We start from the raw sequence: 22,291 nt of genomic DNA, 5'->3' as shown, positions 1-22,291 counted from the left end.
AAACGGCAGGCAAAAAATAAGCCTGCGTAAGGGAGATTACGCAGGCTAAGGAGGTGGTTCCTGGTACAGCTAGCATTTATGGGTTATGTTTTTCAGCGGAGGGGATAATACCCTTAATGAACGAAACGGTATGTGATCGATTTCTAAGAATCTTCCGAACGCTGAAAAATAACCGTAATTAACTACTTAGCATGCGGGTTGCGCGTGGACTCACCGGCAAAATTACGCATCAACAATGCATAATTCAGATCGATATCCTGCGGTACGGGCATCCATACGGTATAACCATCACCAGGCGCAACTGGCATAGCTTCGCCTTTCGCGTTTTCCATCTGCTCAAGGGTGAAATTGACGTTACCCTGTGGGGTCATCAGCTCCAGACTGTCACCGACGGTGAATTTGTTTTTCACCAGTACAGCGGCCAGATCGCCTTTGCGTTCGCCGGTGAATTCGCCGACAAACTGCTGACGTTCGGAAACAGAAAAACCGTATTCGTAGTTCTGATAGTCGTCATGCGTATGGCGGCGCAGGAATCCTTCGGTATAACCACGGTGCGCCAGGCCTTCCAGTGTTTCCAGCAGTTGCGGATCGAACGGTTTACCGGCTGCAGCATCGTCAATGGCTTTACGATAGACCTGTGCGGTACGGGCGCAGTAATAGTAAGACTTGGTACGGCCTTCGATTTTCAGCGAATGCACGCCCATCTGGGTCAGGCGTTCAACGTGGGCAATTGCGCGTAAATCTTTTGAGTTCATGATGTAAGTACCGTGTTCGTCTTCGAACGCGGTCATGTATTCACCCGGACGCTGGGCTTCTTCAATCATAAACACTTTGTCCGTAGGCGCGCCGATCCCAAGCGTCGGTTCCACGTTTTGTACCGGTATGGGTTCATATTTGTGTACGATATTACCCACTACATCTTCTTTCCCTTCCTGCACGTTGTATTCCCAGCGGCAGGCATTGGTACAGGTACCCTGGTTAGGGTCGCGTTTGTTGATGTAGCCGGAGAGCAGGCAACGGCCGGAGTAGGCCATGCACAGCGCACCGTGCACGAAGATTTCAAGCTCCATATCCGGCACCTGGGTGCGGATCTCTTCAATTTCTTCCAGCGACAGCTCACGGGAGAGGATCACGCGGGTCAGCCCCATCTGCTTCCAGAATTTCACCGTCGCCCAGTTTACGGCGTTAGCCTGTACCGAAAGGTGAATGTCCATCTCCGGGAAGTTTTCGCGCACCAGCATGATAAGCCCTGGATCGGACATGATCAGCGCATCCGGCCCCATTTCCACAACGGGTTTCAGGTCACGAATGAAGGTTTTCAGCTTGGCGTTGTGCGGGGCAATGTTCACCACCACATAGAATTTTTTACCCAGTTCATGGGCTTCATTAATGCCGAGCTGCAGGTTTTCGTGGTTGAATTCGTTGTTGCGTACACGCAGAGAGTAACGCGGTTGGCCCGCATACACAGCATCTGCGCCATAGGCGAAAGCGTAACGCATATTTTTCAGCGTTCCCGCCGGGGAAAGGAGTTCCGGTTTAAACATAGTTTTCTCGTTCTGATGACAGGTCAGACTCGCTTCACTGAATGAAGCGGTTGGGGGAGTGCCCCCATATTAAGGGCGGGCATTGTATCGCTGCGTGACGGGTAGGTAAAGTTATTGTGCCGGGTGGGCGTTTCGCCTTACCCGGCCTTTTTGACTTCTGGCAGATTAAGCAATCCGGCAGGCATCGGCTTCCCAGCGATATCCTACGCCATAGACCGCGCGGATAAACGACTGCTCTGTATCCAGCGATTCCAGTTTACGGCGCAGGTTCTTGATATGGCTGTCGATAGTGCGGTCGGTAACCACGCGGTAATCGTCGTAGAGATGATTAAGCAACTGTTCGCGGGAGAACACTTTTCCCGGTTCATGAGACAGCGTTTTGAGTAAGCGAAACTCAGCGGGCGTCAGGTCGAGCATTTTTCCACGCCACGATGCCTGAAAACGACCTTCATCGACAATCAGCGGGCTGTCTGCATCCATTTGTTGCAGTTCGCGCTGTGGCTTGCAACGGCGCAGGATCGTTTTCACTCGCGCGACGACTTCCCGCGGGCTGTACGGTTTACAAATGTAGTCATCGGCGCCGATCTCCAGCCCCAGCAGGCGGTCAATTTCTTCGATTTTGGCGGTCACCATCATGATGGGGACTTCCGAGAAACGACGAATCTCCCGACACAGAGTCAGACCGTCGGTACCTGGCAACATCAGATCTAACAAGATCAGATCGGGCGGCGTCTGGCGTACGTAAGGCAACACCAGATCACCGTGATTGATGAGCGTAGGGGCATAGCTTGCCGCACGCAGGTAGTCGATTAGCAGTTGCCCCAGCTTGGGTTCGTCTTCCACGATCAGAATACGCGGCGTGTTTTCATCAATGGGTAACTCAGTCATACATCTCTCTGTAAATCGCGTTCCAGCGGTAATTCTACTGTAATGCTAACCCCGCCAAAAGGCGAATGGGCGGCGCGGATCAGACCATTATGCGCCTGGACGATGTTGACGCAAATTGCCAGCCCCAGCCCGGACCCTCCGCTGGCCCGGTTACGGGACCCTTCGGTGCGGTAAAAACGTTCAAACAGTTTCTGTAGCTGTTCGTCGCTAACGCCGGGGGCGGAATCGGCGAAGGTTAATAACACCATCCGCTCGCGCTGTTCGGCGCTGATATGCAGACCGCCACCGCTGTCGGTGTAGCGCAGGCTGTTTTCCAGTAGGTTGTTAAACAGTTGCATCAGGCGATCCCTGTCGCCAAAGACTGTCATGCTGTCCGGGAGTGAAAGTTGGATCGTCAGTCCACGGCTGGCAAAACGTTCACGAAACGCGCCGCTGGCCACTTCCAGCAGAGGGATCAGGTCCAGCGAGGTTTTCTGATAGGCCAGCGCACCTTCATCAGACATAGAAAGCTGATGGAGATCGTCTACCAGTTTGGTGAGCGTACCGACTTCGGCCTGCAGTGAGGCTACCGAATCCGGCGTGAACTGACGTACACCATCCTGGATGGCTTCGAGTTCGCCGCGCAAAACTGCCAGCGGCGTGCGCAGTTCATGAGAAATATCGGCCATAAAGTCACGGCGCATCTGCTGGTTTTTTTCCAGCGTACTGGCGAGCTGGTTAAAGTCCAGCGCCAGTTTACCCAGCTCATCCGTACTGGTCGGCGCAACGCGAGTGGTGAAATCACCAGCCGCAAGTTTGTGCGTGCCTTCCACCAGCCGTTTGACCGGGGCCAGCAGGCTACGCGCCAGCGTAAACGTTGCCAGCGCCGCCAGGATCGTGGAGAGCGCAACGATAAGCCAGCTGGAACGTCTTTGCTGCATGTCGAAATTGATATCGGTATTGCGCGTTAAGCGCTCCACCGGAGAGGCAATCACAGCACCCACTTCGCTACCGTTGACGCGGATGGGATGGCGCATACCGTCGCGGGGGACCGGAGCCCGCGGGCCGACCAGTACGTGGGCATTTTGATCGACAACCCAAAACTGTGTACGCCAGCCGTGCGGCGGCATACCTGGACCCGGTTTATCATCGTCGTTGTCGTGTTCAAAAGAACGTAGGATCTGAAAAACAAACCGATCGTTATTGCGCAAAAATCGCCAGTTGCCATGTTGTTCATACTGTTCGCCGAGCGCATCACTCAACATTTGCAGCCGCTGTTCGTTACCGTGCTTAATATAGTCGATAAAACCGCGTTCGAAGCTTATGCGTACGGCCCAGTGCATGCTGATCAGCAACACAATGCAGGTGGCGAAAATCGCCAGAAACAGTTTGCCGGTGATACCGGGCCGCCAGAACTTCATCAGGTACTCCTTTTGCGCCGTGAAATCACCGCGTTGGTCTGCGTGTCGTCCGGCACGCGGGCAAAAATGATGGCGGGCAGTGCGATAAGGAACGCAATGCACAGCCAGGTATACATAAAGACGGTATGCGTAGACGCGCTGTCGATGGCGATATGTTGCTGCCCGAACATGCCTAACAACAGACCGGCGATGGTTACCCCGATACTCATCGACAGTTGCATGATCATCGACAGCAGGCTGTTGCCGCTGCTCGCGAGGTCATCCGGCAGGTCTTTTAGCGTCAGCGTGTTCATTGAGGAGAAGCGGGTAGAATTGACCATTCCCTGTAAGAACAGTATGAACGGCAGGGCGTAATACCAACCGAGTAACGCGGTGCTCATCAGCAACAAGCTGACCATCGACAGGCCAAGCGTGGTGGTGACCAGTACGCGACGGTAACCAAACCGGTTGACGACCTGCACCACGATGCGTTTCATTCCCATACTGCCCAGCACCATCGGGATCATCATCAAACCGGCATGAAATGGCGAAAAGCCCAATCCAATCTGCAGGAATACCGGGGTCATGAACGGTAACATCCCGCTACCAATCCGCCCGGCAAAGCTGCCAAACAGGCCTAACGAGAAGGTGTGTGTACGAAACAGGTGCAGGCTAAACAGTGCACGAGGGTTGTTGTGGGCGTGTTTCAGATACAGCAGGATCGCCAGTACGCCACAGATAACCAGTGCTGTCAGCGTGATGTGGGAAATGCCGGTTCCCTTACTACCATCAAGCGCTAAGGTGAGTACCGCCATGCCGACAGCCAGCATCATGAATCCAGAAAGGTCGAAACGGCGAGTTTGCATGGTGTAGTTGGGCATCAGCATTAACGTCGCTATTGCCCCGACAATGCCTACCGGAATGTTAATCAAAAAGATCCAGTGCCAGGAGGCGTACTCAACCAGAATACCGCCTAATGCCGGGCCCAGAAGTGGACCAATCTGACCGGGCAAGGTGACGAATGTCATTGCCGCCATGTATTGCTCGCGTGGGACGATTTTCATCACCGTCAATCTGCCGACCGGCACCATCATCGCGCCGCCTACACCTTGTAACACGCGAGCCATCACCAGTTCATTCAGCGTTCCGGACCAGGCGCAAAAAAGCGATCCCAGCGTAAACAGAATGATAGCGGTGAAGAATATATTGCGCACACCGATTTTATCAGCCAGCCAGCCGCTGGCGGGGAGCATTACGGCAACGGTAAGCACATACGACACAATGACCATGTGCATATGCAGTGGGCTTTCCCCGAGGCTTTTGGCCATCGAGGGAAGCGCGGTGTTGACGATGGTGGTATCCAGCGACTGCATAAAAAAGCCAAATGCCACAATCCAAAGTTGCCAGCGGGTGCTGTCGGGAAGTTCTGTCATAACTCTGCTACCGGTTTGCTGTTTTTACGCGAAAAACGCAGACGGTCGAAAAAGAGATAGACCACAGGCGTGGTGTACAGTGTCAGTAGCTGACTGACAACCAGCCCGCCAACAATGGTTATCCCCAGTGGTTGACGCAGTTCAGAGCCGTCACCTGCGGATAATACCAGCGGCAGCGCACCAAACAGGGCCGCCAGCGTGGTCATCATTATTGGGCGAAAGCGCAGCAGGCAGGCCTGGAAAATCGCTTCTTCCGGCTGCAAATTGCCATTTCTCTGCGCTTCCAGCGCAAAATCGACCATCATGATGGCGTTTTTCTTCACAATGCCAATTAATAGCATGATCCCTATCAGGGCGATTAGGCTGAACGGGGCATTGAACAGCTCCAGCGCCAGCAAAGCCCCAACGCCCGCTGAAGGTAGCGTGGAGAGAATGGTCAGCGGGTGAACATAGCTTTCATACAGCATGCCCAGCACGATGTAGACCGTGGCAATAGCGGCGATGATCAGGATCACCTGTGAGTTCATGGTGTCCTGAAATACCTGCGCCGTACCGGCAAAGCTGCCGCGAACCGTGGAGGGAACGCCGAGCTGGGTCATGGTTCGGTTGATGGCCTCTGTCGCCTCAGATAAAGAAGAACCTGTTGGCAGGTTAAACGACACGGTTGAGGCGGCAGATAATCCCTGATGGTTTACCGATAGCGGCGCATTCGCCGGTTGCCATTTGGCAAAGTACGATAACGGGATCGCCTTACCGTCATTGTTGATGACGAACATTTTGTCCAGCGCGCTAATGTCCTGGGTGTAACGCCTGTCGACCTCCATCACCACTTTGTACTGGTTCATCGGCTGATAGATGGTTGAAATTTGTCGCTGACCAAAGGCGTTATTCAGCAGGCTGTTGGCGGCTGCGACGTCGATCCCCAGACGAGACATGGTGTCGCGATCGTAGATAAGATTCATCTCCGCGCCATTGTCCTGCTGATCGGAGTTGACGTCAGCCAGTTGGGGCAGGGCGGCAAGCGCCTTACGGATTTTCGGTTCCCACTCGCGTAGTGCTGCGAGGTCATCTGATAACAGAGTGTATTGGTAGCTGGCATTAGCCTGGCGACCACCGACGCGAATATCCTGCACCGCCATCAGAAACAGGTTTGCGCCGGGTTCTTTGGCAAGCGCGACACGCAGGCGGTCGATCACCTGTTGCGCCGTTTCGTGACGTTCGCCACGTGGCTTCAGGGTGATAAACATCATTCCGCTGTTGACGCGTGATCCGCCGGTAAACCCGGTAACGTTATTTACCGCAGGATCGTCGCGGATGATCTTCATAAAGTCCTGCAGTTTGCCGCGCATCGCCTGGAAAGAGATGCTCTGGTCGGCCTGGATCCCGCCCATGAGTACGCCAGTATCCTGCTCCGGGAAGAAGGTTTTGGGGATTGAAATATAGAGCCAGACGTTCAGGGCAATGGTTGCGAGTAGCACCACGCCCACCATGCGCGTGTGGCGTAGCACCCACTTCAGCGAGGTGGCGTAGCTTTGTTGTAATGCCACCAATACACGGCCAAATCCCCGCTTACGCGATTGTTCGCGTGGCGTGCTGGATTTGAGCATCCAGCCGCACATCATCGGCGTCAACGTCAGCGATACCAGCAGTGAAATGCCGATGGCAACCGACAGCGTGACGGCAAATTCGCGCAGCAGGCGTCCAGGCAACCCGCCCATTAACAGCAGAGGCAGGAAAACCGCCACCAGCGACAGGCTCATGGAGAGCACCGTGAATCCCACTTCGCGCGTACCCTGTAATGCCGCCTGGAGTGGCTTCATTCCCGCTTCCAGGTGGCGGGCAATATTTTCCAGTACCACAATGGCATCATCGACGACAAATCCCGTCGCAATGGTTAACGCCATCAACGACAGGTTGTTCAGGCTGAATCCGCACAGATACATGGCGGCAAAGGTACCAATCAGCGAGACCGGAACCGCTACTGCGGGGATTAAGGTCGCGCGCCCGGAGCGCAGGAAAACAAACACCACCAGGATAACCAACGCGACGGAGATAATCAGCGTCTGTTCGACTTCCTCCAGCGAGGCGCGAATAGTCGGCGAACGGTCCTGGGCGATTTGCAGATCGATGGCGGCCGGGACCAGCGTTTGTAATTCCGGCAATTTGGCGCGAATGCTGTCTACTGTCTGAATAATATTGGCTTCCGGCAGTTTGCGGATCATCAGCAGAATGGCCGGTTTGGCGTTGGTCATCCCCGCGTTACGAACATCCTGTACTGAGTCGGTTACAGACGCAACGTCACCCAGCCGCACCGCTGCGCCGTTGTTATAGTGGATGATAATAGGTTGATATTCGGCGGCGGTTTTCAGCTCATCGTTAGTTTGTACCTGCCAGCGATGGGTTTCATCTTCGATAGCGCCCTGTGGCTTACGCACGTTAGCGTTGTCGATCGCGCTACGCACTGCGTCCAGTGATACACCCTGGTTAAACAGTGCCTGCGGATTAAGCCCCACACGCACGGCGGGAAGAGAGCTTCCTCCGACATCCACATCACCGACGCCATTGATTTGTGCGATGGTCTGCGCCAGTTGCGTCGATGCGAAATCGTACAGTTCACCCTGTGAGTATGTGTCAGACGTGAGCGTCAGGATCATGATTGGCGCATCAGAAGGGTTGGCTTTCCGATATGTCGGGCGGCTGGGCATCCCGCTGGGCAGCAGGCTTTGCGCGGCGTTAATGGCGGCCTGTACGTCCCGTGCTGCACCGTTGATGTCGCGGTCAAATTTAAATTCGAGAATAATGCGCGTACTGCCAAGCGAACTGCTTGATGTCATCTCATTTACGCCCGCAATCCGCCCAAGTGAGCGCTCCAGCGGAGTTGCGACCGAAGATGCCATCGTTTCAGGGGAGGCACCGGGTAATGATGCGCTGACCATAATCACGGGGAAATCAACCTGCGGCAGTGGAGCGACCGGCAGCAGACGAAAGCCCAGAATGCCGCACAGCGTAATCGCCACCGAGATGAGAATGGTCGCTACCGGACGATGAATGAAAAGCGCAAAAAAGTTCATTTACGCTTCCTCTTCCTGACGTGGGAAGCGGCTTTTCACGTACAGCGACAGTCGATCAAACAGCAGATAAATCACCGGCGTGGTAAACAGAGTTAATACCTGACTTACCAACAGACCGCCAACCATGCCAATCCCTAACGGACGGCGTAACTCCGCGCCCACACCGGTACTTAACATCAGCGGCAACGCGCCGAGCAGCGCTGCCAGCGTAGTCATCAGGATCGGGCGAAAACGCAGTAAACACGCCTGGAAAATGGCGTCACGTGGCGCCATACCCTGTTCGCGTTCAGCGGCAAGGGCAAAGTCGATCATCATGATGGCGTTTTTCTTGACGATACCGATGAGCAAAATAATGCCGATAATCGCGATGACGTCCAGTTCGCTGCCGGCAATCATGAGCGCCAGCAGCGCTCCGACACCCGCGGTGGGAAGTGTAGAGAGAATCGTAATCGGATGAATAAAGCTTTCGTACAATACGCCGAGCACGATATACATCGCGACCACTGCCGCCACAATCAGCCAGATGGTATTGCCCAGGGCAGCCTGGAAGGCCAGCGTACTGCCCTGGAACTGAGTGGTAATGTTAGCAGGCAGGTTAAGCGTTTTTTCAGTATCCAGAATCGCCTGTACTGCATCGCCCAATGACTGATTATCTGGCACATTGAACGAGATAGTCGTCACCGGGAACTGATCAAGATGGTTAATTGATAGCGGTGCAAAGCGCTGCTCAATGCTGGCGATCGCGCTGAGCGGTACGATCCCGCCATCGCTACTGGTCAGACGAATGGTATCCAGCGCAGCAATCCCAGGGGTATTGTTGATGTCATGTTCTAACACCACGCGATACTGGTTGGCCTGGGTGTAAATGGTTGAAATCAGCCGCTGACCGAAGGCGTTGTACAGGGCGTTATCGACATCCGCCATGCTGATGCCTAAACGGCTGGCGCTGTCGCGATTGACGTTCACATACGCCACCAGACCTTGATCCTGCCAGTCGCTGCTGACATCGGATAGTTGCGGTAGCTGCTGTAGTTTTGCTAACAGCTGCGGAACCCAAGTGCTGAGGGCATCCAGGGAAGTTGCTTGCAGCGTGAACTGATATTGCGTCCGGCTGACCTGGGTATCAATTGTCAGGTCCTGGGTCGGCTGAAGGTAGAGGTCAACGCCGGGGACTCTGTCAACCGCGTCCTGTAACCGGGAGATCACTTTCTGCACGCGATCGTCACGTTCATCCAGCGGTTTAAGGTTGATTTGCAAACGCGCGCTGTTTAATGCCGGATTCGTACCATCTACGCCAACAAACGCGGTCAGGCTCTCTACCGCCGGATCTTTAAGGATGACATCTGAAACCTGACGCTGGCGCTCGGACATGCTGGCAAATGAACTGGATTGTGGAGCCTGCAGCGTGCCCTGAATAATGCCGTTGTCCTGAATTGGGAAGAAACCTTTGGGGATGAAAACCCACAGCATGACGCTCAATGCCAGCGTGCCGAGCGCCACGCTCAGCGTCAGCCACGGATGGTTAAGCACTTTTGCCAGCCAGTGACCGTACCCGGCAATCACACGATCGAACATGCGCTCCGAGGCGCGGGAGAAGCGGTTTTGCTTACGCAATGAGGCCTGACTAAGCATACGCGCGCACATCATCGGCGTGAGGGTAAGTGAAACGACGGCGGAAATCAGAATCGCCACGGCCAGCGTAACGGCGAATTCACGGAACAAGCGCCCGACGATATCGCCCATGAATAGCAGTGGGATCAATACCGCAATCAATGAAAACGTCAGGGAGATGATGGTAAAACCAATCTCGCCTGCGCCTTTCAGGGCGGCAGTCAGCGGTTTTTCCCCTTTTTCGATATAGCGCGAAATATTCTCGATAACCACGATAGCGTCATCCACCACAAAGCCCGTTGCGATGGTGAGCGCCATTAAGGTCAGGTTGTTGATGGAGAAATCAAGAAATACCATCACCGCGAAAGTGCCGACTAGCGATAGCGGTACGGCGACGGTGGGAATAATTGTCGCCGGAACATTGCGCAGAAACAGGTAGATAATCATCACCACCAGCGCTATCGCCAGCATCAGCTCGAACTGGGTGTCTGCAACAGAGGCACGAATATTGGTTGTACGATCGGAAAGTACGCTGACCTTAACCGATTTGGGCAGGCTTTCGGTGAGCTGCGGCAGCATCTGACGGATACTGTCAGCTGTGGAGATGATGTTTGCCCCAGGCTGGCGCTGCACATTCATCACTATAGCTTGTTGCTTATTTGCCCATGCACCCAGCCAGCTGTTTTCTGCTCCTTGTTCGACGGTAGCGACATCGCCCAGACGAACCGGCGCACCGTTTTTATAGGCAATAATGAGCTGACGATATTCATCTGCGGACTGCATCTGGTCATTAGCGGAAAGCGTAACGGCGCGCGTAGGCCCATCAAGACTCCCTTTCGCTGAATTAACGTTGGCACCGGTGATGGCCGTACGGATGGTTTCGCTGGTTAAACCGAGGGCGGCAATGGCCTGTGCGTTAAGCTTCACGCGGACCGCCGGACGTTGTCCACCGGAAAGGGTTACCAGACCGACGCCGGAAACCTGAGATATTTTCTGCGCGACGCGGGTTTCGACCATATCTTCCACCTGCGTCATCGGCATGGCGGTCGAGGTGACGGCCAGCGTCATGATTGGCGGATCGGCTGGATTAACTTTGCTGTAGACCGGTGGGTTAGGTAGGTCACTCGGCAATAAATTGGTAGCAGCATTGATGGCGGCCTGAACTTCCTGCTCGGCAACATCCAGTGGCAGGGTCAGTTGAAACTGCAACGTGACGACCGATGCGCCACCGGAGCTTTGCGAGGACATCTGTTTTAAGCCAGACATCTGACCGAACTGACGTTCAAGCGGCGCGGTAACCGCAGACGTCATGACATCCGGGCTGGCTCCGGGATAGAGCGTTATGACCTGAATGGTGGGGTAATCCACTTCCGGCAATGCCGCAATGGGCAGGAAACGATAGCCGATGATACCCGCAAGCAGAATCGCGACCATCAGCAACGTGGTGGCGACGGGGCGCAGAATAAACAGGCGGGACGGGCCGCCTGTATTGCCGGGAGGTAACACCTGCATCAGGAGCTCGCTCCTTTTTTGCCATAGCCGCGCGGTGTGGCTTTGTCGTCGCTAGTGGTGGCGGCGTGAGCCTCCACGACCTCGACTTTAGCTCCTTCCGTCAGACGATCAATCCCGTCGGTGACGACGCGATCGCCCGCGGACAACCCTGCGGCGATCACCACTTTTTGGCTGTCCTGAATACCCGGTTTAACCAGATGTTTGCTGACTTTGTTGTCGCTGTTCAGCACCCAGACAAAGTGGCCTTCGTTGCCCATCTGCAGGGCGGCTGTTGGGATCACAACGGCATTTTGCTGCGTGTCGACCAGCATGCGAGCGTTAACAAACTGATTCGGGAACAAGGCATCGTCCTGGTTGTTAAAGCGGGCCTTTGCTTTGATGGTGCCGGTGGTGGCGTCAATCTGGTTGTCGAGGCTCAGCAGCACGCCTTCGCTCAGTTTTTGTGAGTTGGTACGGTCCCAGGCCTCAACTTTCAGTGGCGTCCCCGATTTCTGTGCCTGTACTACGGTCGCGATATCGTTCTCTGGCAAAGTGAAAACCAGATCAATAGGATGGGTTTGTGTAATGACGACAATCCCGGTGGTATCGCTGCTGGATATCTGGTTACCCACATCCACAAGCTTCAGGCCCACCCGACCATCAACAGGTGCCGTTACCCGGCTCCAGTCGAGCTGCAATTGCGCGCTGGCGACGCTGGCTTCATCGGCTTTTATCGTCCCTTGTGTTTCGTTGACCAGCGCCTGTTGCGCATCCAGTTCCTGACGAGAGACCAGATTGGTTTTAACCAACTGCTGATAGCGTGCGAGGTCGCGACGAGCATTGGCCAGCGTGGCTTTATCTTTTGCCAGTTGCCCCTGCGCCTGCGCCAGTGCGACTTTGAACTGACTGGGGTCTATCTCAGCCAGCAGATCGCCGGCTTTCACCTGTTGCCCTTCCTGAAAGTGTATGGCGATGAGTTGGCCGTCCACGCGACTGCGTACCGTCGCGGTGTTCGCGGCAGTAATGGTACCCAGCCCGGTCAGATAGCGTGGAACCGCTTGTTCGACTGCCGTGGCCGCCTGAACCGGAGCCAACGGACCGGAACGCATTCCTCGCCGTCCCGCTGTCGGAGCGGGTTGCGTCTGACGGGTTGCGCCGGGGGCTGTTCCCTGGGGCTCGCTGCGACTTTGCCAGAACCAGAAGGCGGCGATGGCGGCCACGACGATCACGATTACTATCACCCAGCGGGATTTGTTACGGCCTTTCATTGTTATGAGTTTCTCATCCTGAAACGTTTCGCGGAATGATACTAGTTTAGCCAGTGAACAAGGGAGAAAAATGGAGGAATTATGAAACACTGTCGGGATTCGTCTGAATGACGGCGCGGCTTTGCGAGGCATTACGCAACAATTTGCGGCGAAAATAGCGAATGCGTCATTGTGCGTTAGAGTGCGGTCAAGGCAAAAGGAGGTAAGCCAAAGATTTCAGCGGGATGCTGGAACGGGAAAGCCCCTCCCGAGGAAGGGGCCAAAATAAGGAAAGGGTTATGATGAAGTACGTCATCATACTGGTGGTACTCTTAGTCATTAGCTTACCGGCTTACTAAGACACCAGGGGGAGGGGAAACCTTCCCTAACCCTCACTCCTGAAAATAAGCCACAGTAACGATGATGTCAATACGCGCACCTTTGAGCCTGCGAGCCGCTTAGCGGAAAACAACGTCAGCCCAGCGGGCCAGTCCGGCGGTGACAGAGCCGAAATCATCGCCACCGGCGATAGGGATCCCCGGGAGCTGTTCAGCAAGGGCTTTTTTGATCAGCGGTGAACGGGCGCTACCGCCGGTCAGATAAATGACATCCGGTTTTTCCTGCGCGTTATCCAGCGCTAAGTGAACCTGCTCAAGAATACGTGCCAGCGGTTGATTTAACGCCATTTCCAGTCCTTGCTGGCTGATAGCGGTGGCCAGCGCATCGCTGATAAACGGCAGTGCCGCGGTAACATTTGTCTGGTCAGAAAGCGCAATTTTGCTCTCTTCTGCGCTGCGTACCAGGCGATAACTCAGGCGTTCACGCCAGACTTTAAGCAGCAGCGCCACTTTGTCTGCTTCACGCGCGTCGCGGACAAGATCGTTGAGTAAACGTCCATTGGCGGTACTGTAGAAATCACTTTGCGCGGGAACATCGTTGATCGCGACCGCGTTCCACCAGGGTAAAATCGGCAATGCGATGCCTTTTTCCGTTTCGCCGCCCATGCCCAGCAGTGGCATCAGATGTTTAAAGGCTAACGCAATATCCAGATCGTTACCGCCCACGCGGCAGCCACTGTGTCCCAGCAGGCTGTTTTCGCGATCGGCGCGCTGATGCCATTGCGGCCCCATCAGCAGTAGCGAACAGTCAGTGGTGCCACCGCCGATGTCCACCACCAGTACGCGTTTTTCTTCCTGCAAGGTTGCTTCAAAATCCAGACCCGCGGCTACCGGCTCGTACTGGAAGACGACATCCTGAAAACCGGCGCGTTTGGCCGCACGTTCCAGAATACCCTGCGCCTGGGCGTTGGCGTCATCACCGCCTAACCCCTGGAAGTTGATCGGGCGACCGATAACGGCCTGGGTGATCGCTTCCGGCAGCTGGTTTTGCGCCTGATTGCGAATATGCAGCATCATCGCGCAAACCAAATCCTCAAATAGCGCAACCTGCTGCGGCTTCAGACCGCTGGCGCCCAGGAATGATTTTGGCGATTTAACAAAGTACACCTCTTCCGGGTCGTCAATGTACTGCGCCAGTGACGCCAGACCAAACTGCACGCTATTGGCGCTAACATCGATGTCTTCATCGCGGTTATAACGCATTGCACGACTCAGTAGCGCCTGTGTTTCGGCATCCGTCGTGGGGACATCATGATGGCGATACAACCATTCGCTCACCGCTTCGCGCGTAGGCGCACAAAGCATTGAGGGCAGTAACGTGCTGTTGTTTTCCATTTTGAGCAAGTGTGGCTGCCCGTCACGCATTACGGCTACTGAACAGTTTGCCGTACCGTAGTCAAAACCAATAAACACCGTAGAAATCCCCATGCCAGTGAAGAAGGGGCGTGACTTTAGCGAAATGTCGCCGCCCCGACAACTGGAATATGAAAGCAAGGCGTATCGATTGAATACTGTTTATGCTGTAGGTTTAACTAAAAAGGACACCTGAATGTTAACACTGAGCTGGCAGCCGCCCTATGACTGGCCCTGGATGCTAGGGTTTCTTGCCGCCCGTGCGGTGGATGGCGTCGAAACCGTCGGGGAGCTGTATTACACCAGAAGCCTGGTTATCGGTGAATATCGTGGACTGGTGAGCGTAGTGCCTGACCTGAAGACACACCAGTTGCAGGTCAGGCTAAGTCCGGGGTTACAGCCCGTTGCGCCAGAATGCCTCGCCAAAATTGAGCGGTTGTTCGATCTTCGCTGTTGCCCACAGCATATTGCTAACGCGCTGGGCAGCCTGGGCGCAGCGCGTCCTGGACTGCGGCTGCCTGGCTCTGTCGATGCCTTTGAACAAGGTGTGAGGGCGATATTAGGCCAGTTAGTTAGCGTTGCAATGGCGGCAAAACTGACCGCGAAAGTTGTACGCGCCTACGGTGACAGGCTTGATGACGCGCCTGAGTATGTTTGTTTTCCCACACCACAAGCGCTGGCTGCAGCTGAGCCTTTGCATCTGAAAGCCTTAGGGATGCCGCTCAAACGCGCTGAAGCGCTCATTCATCTGGCACGAGCAATGCTCACCGGAAGGCTTGCATCGGTTGCACCAGTTGATATTGAGCAAGGCGTAAAGCACTTACAAACGTTTCCCGGTATAGGGCGCTGGACTGCCAATTATTTCGCGCTACGCGGTTGGCAGGCGAAAGATGTTTTTCTTCCTGACGATTATTTGATCAAACAACGCTTTCCGGGCATGACACCAGCCCAGATCCGGCGCTATGCCGAGCGCTGGAAGCCGTGGCGCTCCTATGCGTTATTACATATCTGGTATACAGAAGGGTGGCAGCCGTCAGTTGATAGCGAAGTTGCTGGTATTGAGTAGCAGATCCAACGGCTGAGCATCAGCAATGATGTCGCCGTAGATCATATCAATACCGATACCAGAAAGTGCGTCCATAATAAGCGGCATTTGCACGGGGCCGGCGATCGTTTTGATATCCAGTCGCTGTGCATGACCCTGGATAATAGAAACCCACATTTCATCCATCAGGTTGCCGTGAACACTGGCGCTGATCTCACTGTCGAGTAACAGGTAATCGACGGTGTGAAACTTCAGGTTTTCAACAATCTCTAAGTCGCGTCCTACCTGGCTTAAAATAATCCGACAACCCGCGTGACGAAGTCGCTGAATGGCCGATAGGCTCTGAGCTGGATGCGATTTCATCACTCCGGCTGGAACGGTCAGGTGTAATAAGCGTGGTGGTAGCGGACTATGCTGCAACTGCGCCAGCAGTTCATCCACAAGTTCGGTACTCAACAGTCCGGCGGCAGAAAGGGGCAGGGCAATACTGAGCCCCTTACTGGCAATCGCCGTCGCTGCATGCTGGAAAAATTCGTTAAAAACCCGGCGGTCAAGCGCATGATTAAGCGTGGGGTCAACGAGTCCGGTACGGAAAATATGCTCTTCGATAACATCACCGTCCTCTGTTCCCAGGCGCAGTGAGAGTAGCCAGAAGCTGAATGTCTCAGGAATGCGTGGAGAGGCCACTCCCCGGGCGATCATGAGCATCGGGTTGTGCGCAATAATGTGCTTCTGTTCATCAAACGACAGCAGTTCCCGTGAGGCGTGCGTCTGACTTTGCTGGGGTTCATACACGCAGACCCGGCCACGCCCACTATTTTTGGCGGCATAACAGGCGATATCTGCCTGAGACATGACCTCAGTCGCGACATGATTTTTCTCATCGATCAGCGTAATACCCGCACTGGCGCCTATGCGGTGCAGACGGCCTTCCCACCTGAACTGATACTCGTTGATGGCGCTGATAATACGGCCTGAGATAAAGCGAGCGCTTTCGATGTTGCAATCCGGCAGCAACAGGCCGAATTCATCGCCACCGAGACGAGCCAGTACATCGCTGGTACGCAGCATGCTGAGCATCAGAGAAGCAAGTTCGCGCAGCAGGGCATCGCCTGCAGCATGGCCCGCGCTATCGTTCACGGCTTTAAACCTATCCAGATCGATAAAGACCAGAACATGGCGCTGATGCGTATTGTGTACGGCTTGTAGCAATTGTTTCAGATGGTTCTCGAAGCTGACCCGGTTAGCAAGATGGGTGAGGTCATCATGGGACGCGCTGTAGCTCAGTTGGCGTAACATCTTACGCGACTCGGTGACATCCTGAATGACCAGTACGGAGCCAATGCTACCACCGTCAAGGGTACTGAGTGGCGTAATGCTGTACTGAATGTCGTAACTGCTGCCGTTACGGCAATGCAGAACCACCTCCTGCTCTATGGCAGTACGCGACATATCGGCACTGTAGATGTTTTCCATCAATGGGCCGTTATCGCCAAAGGTAATTCGCAGCACTGTCAGTAACGGAATACCTATCGCGTCGTCCTGCTGCCAGCCGCTCATCTTCTCGGCAACCGGGTTCATGAAGGTCACGTTCATGTCGACATCAATGCAAATCACCGCTTCGCCGATTGAGTCCAGCGTGATGTGCAGGCGCTCTTTTTCCTGGTACAGCGCTTCGTTAAGCTGCTTCACTTCGGTCATATCCAAATTGATACCGAGTAAGCGTTCAACTTCTCCGTCTTTATTCAGTACCCGGTTAGCCAACGAGCGGATATGGCGTACGCCGTCACGTACTGCAATACGAAATTCGAGCTTAAAGGGAATTCGTGCGGCCAGAGAGTCGCGAATCACATTTTCAGCATGCTCGCGATCTTCCGGTACGACGCACTCGTACCAGACTTGCCAACTGGGTTTGATATGTAGCGGGACTTCATAGAGATCGAACATGCGCTTATCCCAACTGATCACGTCGGGTTGCAGTTCCCACTCCCAGATACCGATACCGCCCGCTTCGTTGGCTAGGGTAATGCGTTCCATCAGCCGCTTATTCATCCACTCGGTGTGCTTCAGGTCGTTTATGTCTTCAACCTGTGCAATAAAGTAGAGCGGGGTGTCGTCGCTGTGGCGTACCAGCGAAACGGCCAGCAATGCCCAGACAACGTCGCCCGCGCGCGTGTAATAGCGCTTTTCCATGGAGTAACTGTTGATTTCACCACGGACCAACATGCCGAGTTGTTCGAGGTCGTTATTCAGATCTTCCGGCCAGGTGAGCTGCTGGAAGGTCAGCGCTCTCAGCTCTTCCTGGCTGTAGCCAAGAAACTGGCACAACGCCTTGTTTGCCTGTAACCACTGCCCTTCGGTACCGACCAGCGCCATGCCAATCGCGGAATATTCCATAGCATTACGAAAACGCGATTCGCTTTCCGAGATGTGTTTTCGCTCGGCCCGAAATGCGTACATCACCATAGTCATCATGTTGGCTGGCAACAGAATCATCAAAAACGGCAGCCACGGAATACTTGTCATCACATTCGCTTTCGGGGTGTAGAGCAGCGATGGGTTGGCCGCCAGCATCAGAGAGACCATCAGGACGGTGCTGAGGAAAATTAAAAATGCTTCCATACGCGGCAAACGGACGGCGCTCCACATCAGCAACACAATGACGCAGGTAAACGGCCACGGCACGTACATCATGGAAAGCCAGCTGAACGTTAAGGTGACGAGCAGCGTGATGAGGGTCTCAAGCAGTAAACGTGGATCGCGGTGACGCAGCAGATAATGAGGCTTGAATAACAGACCTAATGGCACCAGCGCCAGCGCGCCGATGGATTCGGAAAGCACCCAAATGAGAAACGTATTTAACGAGGTTCCCTCCGGGAGCAGTAGCCACATCAGCACACCACCTAACAGCGGAGGGATGACGGCGCTACCCAAGGCCAAACGCGCCCAGTCATTCAGATTCTGTAAGGGGTTATACCAGGGGAGCAGTTTGCGCAATAATATCGCGCCGGCGACCGCTTCAATAATATTGATGGTCGTATAAGTATAGTTAAGCGAGCCTCCAGGAAAAAACAGCAAAGACGCGCCGATGCTGCCGAATGAGCAAGCCAGCGCTATCCCGGGCCACATTTTTCCTGCATGGCGGTAAAACGCCACCATCATGATTGAGGTTGGAAACCAAAGCGGTGCCAGTTGGGTACCGAAGCGCGACAGCTCCAGCGAAAATAGCGTAAAGATAAATGCTACCAGACCTAAACTGGCCAGGCGCAGCAGAGGATGGGGTAGGGTAACTAAAACATGTTGGAATTGCTTACTCATTACCACTTTACCCAAATAGCCGATGTCGGCCAGCAGAGTTACCGGCCGCATCACGTTTAATCTTCGTTTATGCTAGTACAAATAATTTACAATTTATACGCCAGTTGCTCATAAATTAACACGTCCAAGCCATTAATTCCTAAGGCGGGTGAATAAAATTTGAGCCTGCTTTAAAATTAACCGTTTTAATTTGCGACAGGGAAAGCATTGGTGCAGCCTGGGCTGGCATCGCGCTGCTGAAATCCCTATAATTGCCGCGTTTGGCGTTTCGACGCCGCCCTTCCTTACATCCAGGTTAATCAGGTCGCTAAATTTATGACTGATCAGTCCCATCAGTGCGTCATTATCGGCATTGCCGGCGCATCGGCTTCCGGCAAGAGTCTTATTGCCAGTACCCTTTATCGCGAATTGCGTGAACAAGTCGGTGACGAACATATTGGCGTTATTCCCGAAGACAGCTATTACAAGGATCAAAGCCATCTGTCGATGGAAGAACGCGTAAAAACGAACTACGACCATCCGAACGCGATGGATCACAGTTTGCTGTTTCAGCATCTGCAAACACTTAAACGTGGTTCCGCCATTGAATTGCCCGTTTATAGTTATGTTGAACACACGCGCACACAAGAAACTATTCATATTGAACCCAAGAAAGTCATTATTCTGGAAGGCATTTTGTTGCTGACGGATGCGCGTTTGCGTGATGAAATGAACTTCTCTATTTTTGTTGATACGCCGTTGGATATTTGCCTGATGCGCCGTATCAAGCGGGATGTGAATGAACGTGGTCGTTCAATGGATTCGGTGATGGCGCAATACCAAAAAACCGTACGTCCGATGTTCCTGCAATTTATTGAGCCTTCAAAACAATACGCCGATATCATCGTGCCTCGCGGGGGTAAAAACCGCATTGCTATCGATATTCTGAAGGCGAAAATCAGTCAGTTCTTTGAATAAGTTCAGCGAATTGTGTACCGTTCAGTGATAACCTGGTTCACCCTTAACGCGCCTGGCATTAAGGGTTTGAAGCACGAAAGGAGAAAGTGCCATGCGTTTATGTGACCGAGATATTGAAGCCTGGTTGGATGAAGGTCGTCTGTCGATCAATCCACGTCCTCCTGTCGAGCGTATCAATGGCGCAACGGTAGATGTGCGCCTTGGTAACAAATTTCGTACGTTCCGCGGTCATACGGCGGCGTATATCGATTTGAGCGGACCGAAGGATGAGGTCAGTGCTGCGCTTGACCGCGTAATGAGTGATGAAATTGTCCTCAAAGACGGTGAGGCGTTTTTCCTGCATCCGGGTGAATTAGCGCTGGCGGTAACTTTCGAATCCGTTACGCTGCCTTCCGACCTTGTTGGCTGGTTAGACGGCCGTTCTTCGCTGGCACGTCTGGGCCTGATGGTACACGTTACGGCACACCGTATTGATCCGGGCTGGTCGGGGTGCATCGTCCTGGAATTTTACAACTCAGGAAAATTACCGTTGGCTCTGCGCCCCGGTATGCCGATAGGGGCACTGAGCTTCGAACCGCTTTCCGGCCCGGCAGCGCGACCTTACAACCGTCGCCAGGATGCGAAGTATCGCGATCAGCAGGGCGCGGTAGCCAGCCGGATCGATAAAGACTGAGTGTTTTCAGTCCATTGGGGATAGCATGAGACGATTTCTGACGACGCTGATGATTATTCTGGTCGTGCTGGTGGCCGGTTTCTCTGCGTTAGTATTGTTGGTTAATCCGAATGATTTCCGCGCATACATGGTGAAGCAAGTTGCGGCGCGTAGCGGATATCAACTGCAGTTGGATGGTCCTCTGCGCTGGCACGTATGGCCCCAGTTGAGCATTCTCTCCGGGCGCATGGTGCTAACGGCCGAAGGTGCCAGCGAACCGCTGGTTCGTGCCGACAATATGCGTCTGGACGTCGCCTTGTGGCCGTTGTTGAGTCACCAACTCAGCGTAAAGCAAGTCATGCTCAAAGGCGCGGTGATTCAACTCATACCTGAAACCGAGGCTGTGCGCGGAGTCGATGCCCCTGTTGCGCCAAAAGATAATACGCTGCCGGATCTGGCAGAGGATCGTGGATGGTCGTTTGATATCGCTCGCCTGCGCGTGGCTGACAGCGTTCTGGTATTCCAGCATGAAGACGATGAACAGATAACGGTTCGTGATATTCACCTGAATATGGAACAGGATGCCCAGCATCGTGGAACGTTCGATTTCACCGGCCGCGTTAACCGTGACCAGCGCGACCTGACGTTGTCCATCAGTGGCGCTGTCGATGCGTCTGACTATCCGCATGATTTAGTCGCCAATATTGAGCAGTTGAGCTGGCAGTTACAGGGCGCTGACTTGCCGCCGCAGGGGATCCGCGGCCAGGGTCAGCTTCAGGCTCGGTGGCAGGAAGAGAAAAAACAGCTCAACTTTACGCAGATTAACTTAACTGCTAATGACAGTTCACTCGCCGGGCAAGCTCAGGTGACGCTGGCGGAGAAACCCGCATGGGACGTCAATCTGAAATTCGGCCAGCTCAATCTGGATAACCTGATTGTACAGCATGATGCTCTGGCGGCGACAGATACCGGGGCACAGCAGAGTCAGAGCCAGTCGACGCTGGCGCGACCAGTCATTTCCTCGCAGGTTGATGCCGTCTCTTATCAGGGGCTGCAAGGATTTTCCGCCAACATTGCACTACAGGCGGATAAAGTTCTCTGGCGGAAAATGGCATTTGATCATGTTTCTGCAAAAATCGTCAACCAGGCTGGCTTGTTGAATATCAATGAGTTGCAGGGGAAAAGTGACGGTGGATTGATCTCACTTCCAGGTTCGCTGGATGCCAGAAAAGGCTCACCACGGGCAGTCTTTCACCCACGGCTGGAAGGCGTAGAAATCGGCACTATCCTGAAAGCTTTTGACTATCCGATAGCCCTTACTGGCAAGCTGTCACTGGCTGGCGATTTTTCGGGCTCTGACATTGATGCGCAGGCATTTCGCCACAGCTGGCAAGGACAGGCCAATGTTGAGATGAGCGGCACGCGTATGGAAGGCATGAACTTCCAGCAACTGGTGCAACAGGCGGTTGAACGTAGCGGCGGTAATGCAGGCTCACAACAGGATTTGGATAATGCGACGCGGCTGGATCGCTTTGTGACCGATCTGACGCTGGATAACGGCAAGGTTACGCTGGATAACATGGAAGGGCAGTCTGCCATGTTGGCGCTTTCGGGTAAGGGCACGTTAGATCTGGTTGAGCAAAATTGTGATACTCAGTTTAACGTGCGCGTGCTGGGCGGATGGAATGGGGAAAGTAAATTGATCGATTTCCTCAAAGCGACCCCAGTTCCGCTCAGGGTCTATGGCAAGTGGCAGTCGTTGAACTATAACCTGCAGGTGGACCAACTCTTGCGTAAGCATATGCAGGATGAAGCGAAACGCCGATTGAACGACTGGGCCGATCGCAACAAAGACTCTCGCAACGGCAAAGACGTTAAAAAGCTGCTGGATAAACTTTGAACCC

13 protein-coding genes are annotated in these 22,291 nt (G+C 54.0%); 4 read left to right on the top strand and 9 right to left on the bottom strand.

Features of this window, described 5'->3' with window-relative positions; all coding sequences use genetic code 11:
• Positions 1–182 precede the first annotated feature (182 nt).
• The 8 genes from yegQ to yegD form a co-directional block, all read right to left on the bottom strand.
• Entirely contained in the window at positions 183–1,544 is a 1,362-nt protein-coding gene (yegQ, locus tag FDX03_RS16405) for a tRNA 5-hydroxyuridine modification protein YegQ (RefSeq protein ID WP_048212055.1), read from the bottom strand.
• Positions 1,545–1,709: 165 nt separating this feature from the next.
• Positions 1,710–2,432: a two-component system response regulator BaeR gene (gene baeR / locus FDX03_RS16400; RefSeq protein WP_008785214.1), complete on the bottom strand. Its 723-nt coding sequence runs from the start codon at positions 2,430–2,432 to the stop codon at positions 1,710–1,712.
• Positions 2,429–3,832, bottom strand: a complete 1,404-nt coding sequence (gene baeS, locus FDX03_RS16395; RefSeq protein ID WP_048212054.1) for a two-component system sensor histidine kinase BaeS — start codon at positions 3,830–3,832, stop codon at positions 2,429–2,431. The genes baeR and baeS overlap by 4 nt, the downstream gene beginning before the upstream one ends.
• On the bottom strand, positions 3,832–5,244 hold the full coding sequence (locus tag FDX03_RS16390) for an MFS transporter (protein ID WP_137346252.1): 1,413 nt from the start codon (positions 5,242–5,244) through the stop codon (positions 3,832–3,834). The genes baeS and FDX03_RS16390 overlap by 1 nt, the downstream gene beginning before the upstream one ends.
• Positions 5,241–8,315, bottom strand: a complete 3,075-nt coding sequence (mdtC, locus tag FDX03_RS16385) for a multidrug efflux RND transporter permease subunit MdtC (protein WP_137346251.1) — start codon at positions 8,313–8,315, stop codon at positions 5,241–5,243. The genes FDX03_RS16390 and mdtC overlap by 4 nt, the downstream gene beginning before the upstream one ends.
• The gene (locus FDX03_RS16380) at positions 8,316–11,438 is read right to left on the bottom strand and encodes an MdtB/MuxB family multidrug efflux RND transporter permease subunit (protein WP_137346250.1); all 3,123 of its coding nucleotides are present in this window, start codon (positions 11,436–11,438) and stop codon (positions 8,316–8,318) included. It lies immediately after the preceding gene.
• A complete protein-coding gene (locus FDX03_RS16375) occupies positions 11,438–12,685 on the bottom strand; it encodes an MdtA/MuxA family multidrug efflux RND transporter periplasmic adaptor subunit (RefSeq protein ID WP_061067668.1) in 1,248 nt (415 codons plus the stop codon). Before FDX03_RS16375 ends, FDX03_RS16380 begins: the two co-directional genes overlap by 1 nt.
• A 437-nt stretch (positions 12,686–13,122) precedes the next feature.
• Positions 13,123–14,475 carry a molecular chaperone gene (yegD, locus tag FDX03_RS16365; protein ID WP_115602257.1) on the bottom strand — a complete coding sequence of 451 codons (1,353 nt, stop codon included), beginning with the start codon at positions 14,473–14,475 and terminating at the stop codon, positions 13,123–13,125.
• A 136-nt stretch (positions 14,476–14,611) separates the two neighbouring features.
• On the opposite strand from yegD, the gene alkA reads away from it, so the two are divergent.
• On the top strand, positions 14,612–15,481 hold the full coding sequence (gene alkA, locus FDX03_RS16360) for a DNA-3-methyladenine glycosylase 2 (protein ID WP_048212048.1): 870 nt from the start codon (positions 14,612–14,614) through the stop codon (positions 15,479–15,481).
• Here alkA and FDX03_RS16355 read toward each other — a convergent pair.
• Entirely contained in the window at positions 15,449–18,778 is a 3,330-nt protein-coding gene (locus FDX03_RS16355; protein ID WP_137346288.1) for a diguanylate cyclase, read from the bottom strand. The two genes, alkA and FDX03_RS16355, sit on opposite strands and share 33 nt — an antisense overlap.
• 315 nt (positions 18,779–19,093) lie before the next feature.
• Between FDX03_RS16355 and udk the strand changes: the two genes are divergently transcribed.
• The 3 genes from udk (at position 19,094) to asmA (ending at position 22,287) form a co-directional block, all read left to right on the top strand.
• Positions 19,094–19,735, top strand: a complete 642-nt coding sequence (udk, locus tag FDX03_RS16350) for a uridine kinase (RefSeq protein WP_005128328.1) — start codon at positions 19,094–19,096, stop codon at positions 19,733–19,735.
• A 91-nt stretch (positions 19,736–19,826) separates the two neighbouring features.
• Positions 19,827–20,408 carry a dCTP deaminase gene (gene dcd, locus FDX03_RS16345; RefSeq protein WP_003036774.1) on the top strand — a complete coding sequence of 194 codons (582 nt, stop codon included), beginning with the start codon at positions 19,827–19,829 and terminating at the stop codon, positions 20,406–20,408.
• 25 nt (positions 20,409–20,433) lie between these two features.
• A complete protein-coding gene (gene asmA, locus FDX03_RS16340; RefSeq protein ID WP_116360250.1) occupies positions 20,434–22,287 on the top strand; it encodes an outer membrane assembly protein AsmA in 1,854 nt (617 codons plus the stop codon).
• Positions 22,288–22,291 lie beyond the last annotated feature (4 nt).

It is taken from the genome of Citrobacter sp. wls827 (genome assembly GCF_005280875.1).
GTDB classification, from domain to species: domain Bacteria; phylum Pseudomonadota; class Gammaproteobacteria; order Enterobacterales; family Enterobacteriaceae; genus Citrobacter; species Citrobacter youngae.
This window is presented reverse-complemented; position numbering and strand designations above follow the sequence as displayed.

Coding starts and splice junctions, on each gene's coding strand:
- dcd (WP_003036774.1), top strand. CDS start 19,827: ATGCGTTTATGTGACCGAGATATTGAAGCCTGGTTGGATGAAGGTCGT.
- FDX03_RS16375 (WP_061067668.1), bottom strand. CDS start 12,685: ATGAAAGGCCGTAACAAATCCCGCTGGGTGATAGTAATCGTGATCGTC.
- asmA (WP_116360250.1), top strand. CDS start 20,434: ATGAGACGATTTCTGACGACGCTGATGATTATTCTGGTCGTGCTGGTG.
- udk (WP_005128328.1), top strand. CDS start 19,094: ATGACTGATCAGTCCCATCAGTGCGTCATTATCGGCATTGCCGGCGCA.
- FDX03_RS16390 (WP_137346252.1), bottom strand. CDS start 5,244: ATGACAGAACTTCCCGACAGCACCCGCTGGCAACTTTGGATTGTGGCA.
- alkA (WP_048212048.1), top strand. CDS start 14,612: ATGTTAACACTGAGCTGGCAGCCGCCCTATGACTGGCCCTGGATGCTA.
- FDX03_RS16355 (WP_137346288.1), bottom strand. CDS start 18,778: ATGAGTAAGCAATTCCAACATGTTTTAGTTACCCTACCCCATCCTCTG.
- baeR (WP_008785214.1), bottom strand. CDS start 2,432: ATGACTGAGTTACCCATTGATGAAAACACGCCGCGTATTCTGATCGTG.
- FDX03_RS16380 (WP_137346250.1), bottom strand. CDS start 11,438: ATGCAGGTGTTACCTCCCGGCAATACAGGCGGCCCGTCCCGCCTGTTT.
- mdtC (WP_137346251.1), bottom strand. CDS start 8,315: ATGAACTTTTTTGCGCTTTTCATTCATCGTCCGGTAGCGACCATTCTC.
- baeS (WP_048212054.1), bottom strand. CDS start 3,832: ATGAAGTTCTGGCGGCCCGGTATCACCGGCAAACTGTTTCTGGCGATT.
- yegQ (WP_048212055.1), bottom strand. CDS start 1,544: ATGTTTAAACCGGAACTCCTTTCCCCGGCGGGAACGCTGAAAAATATG.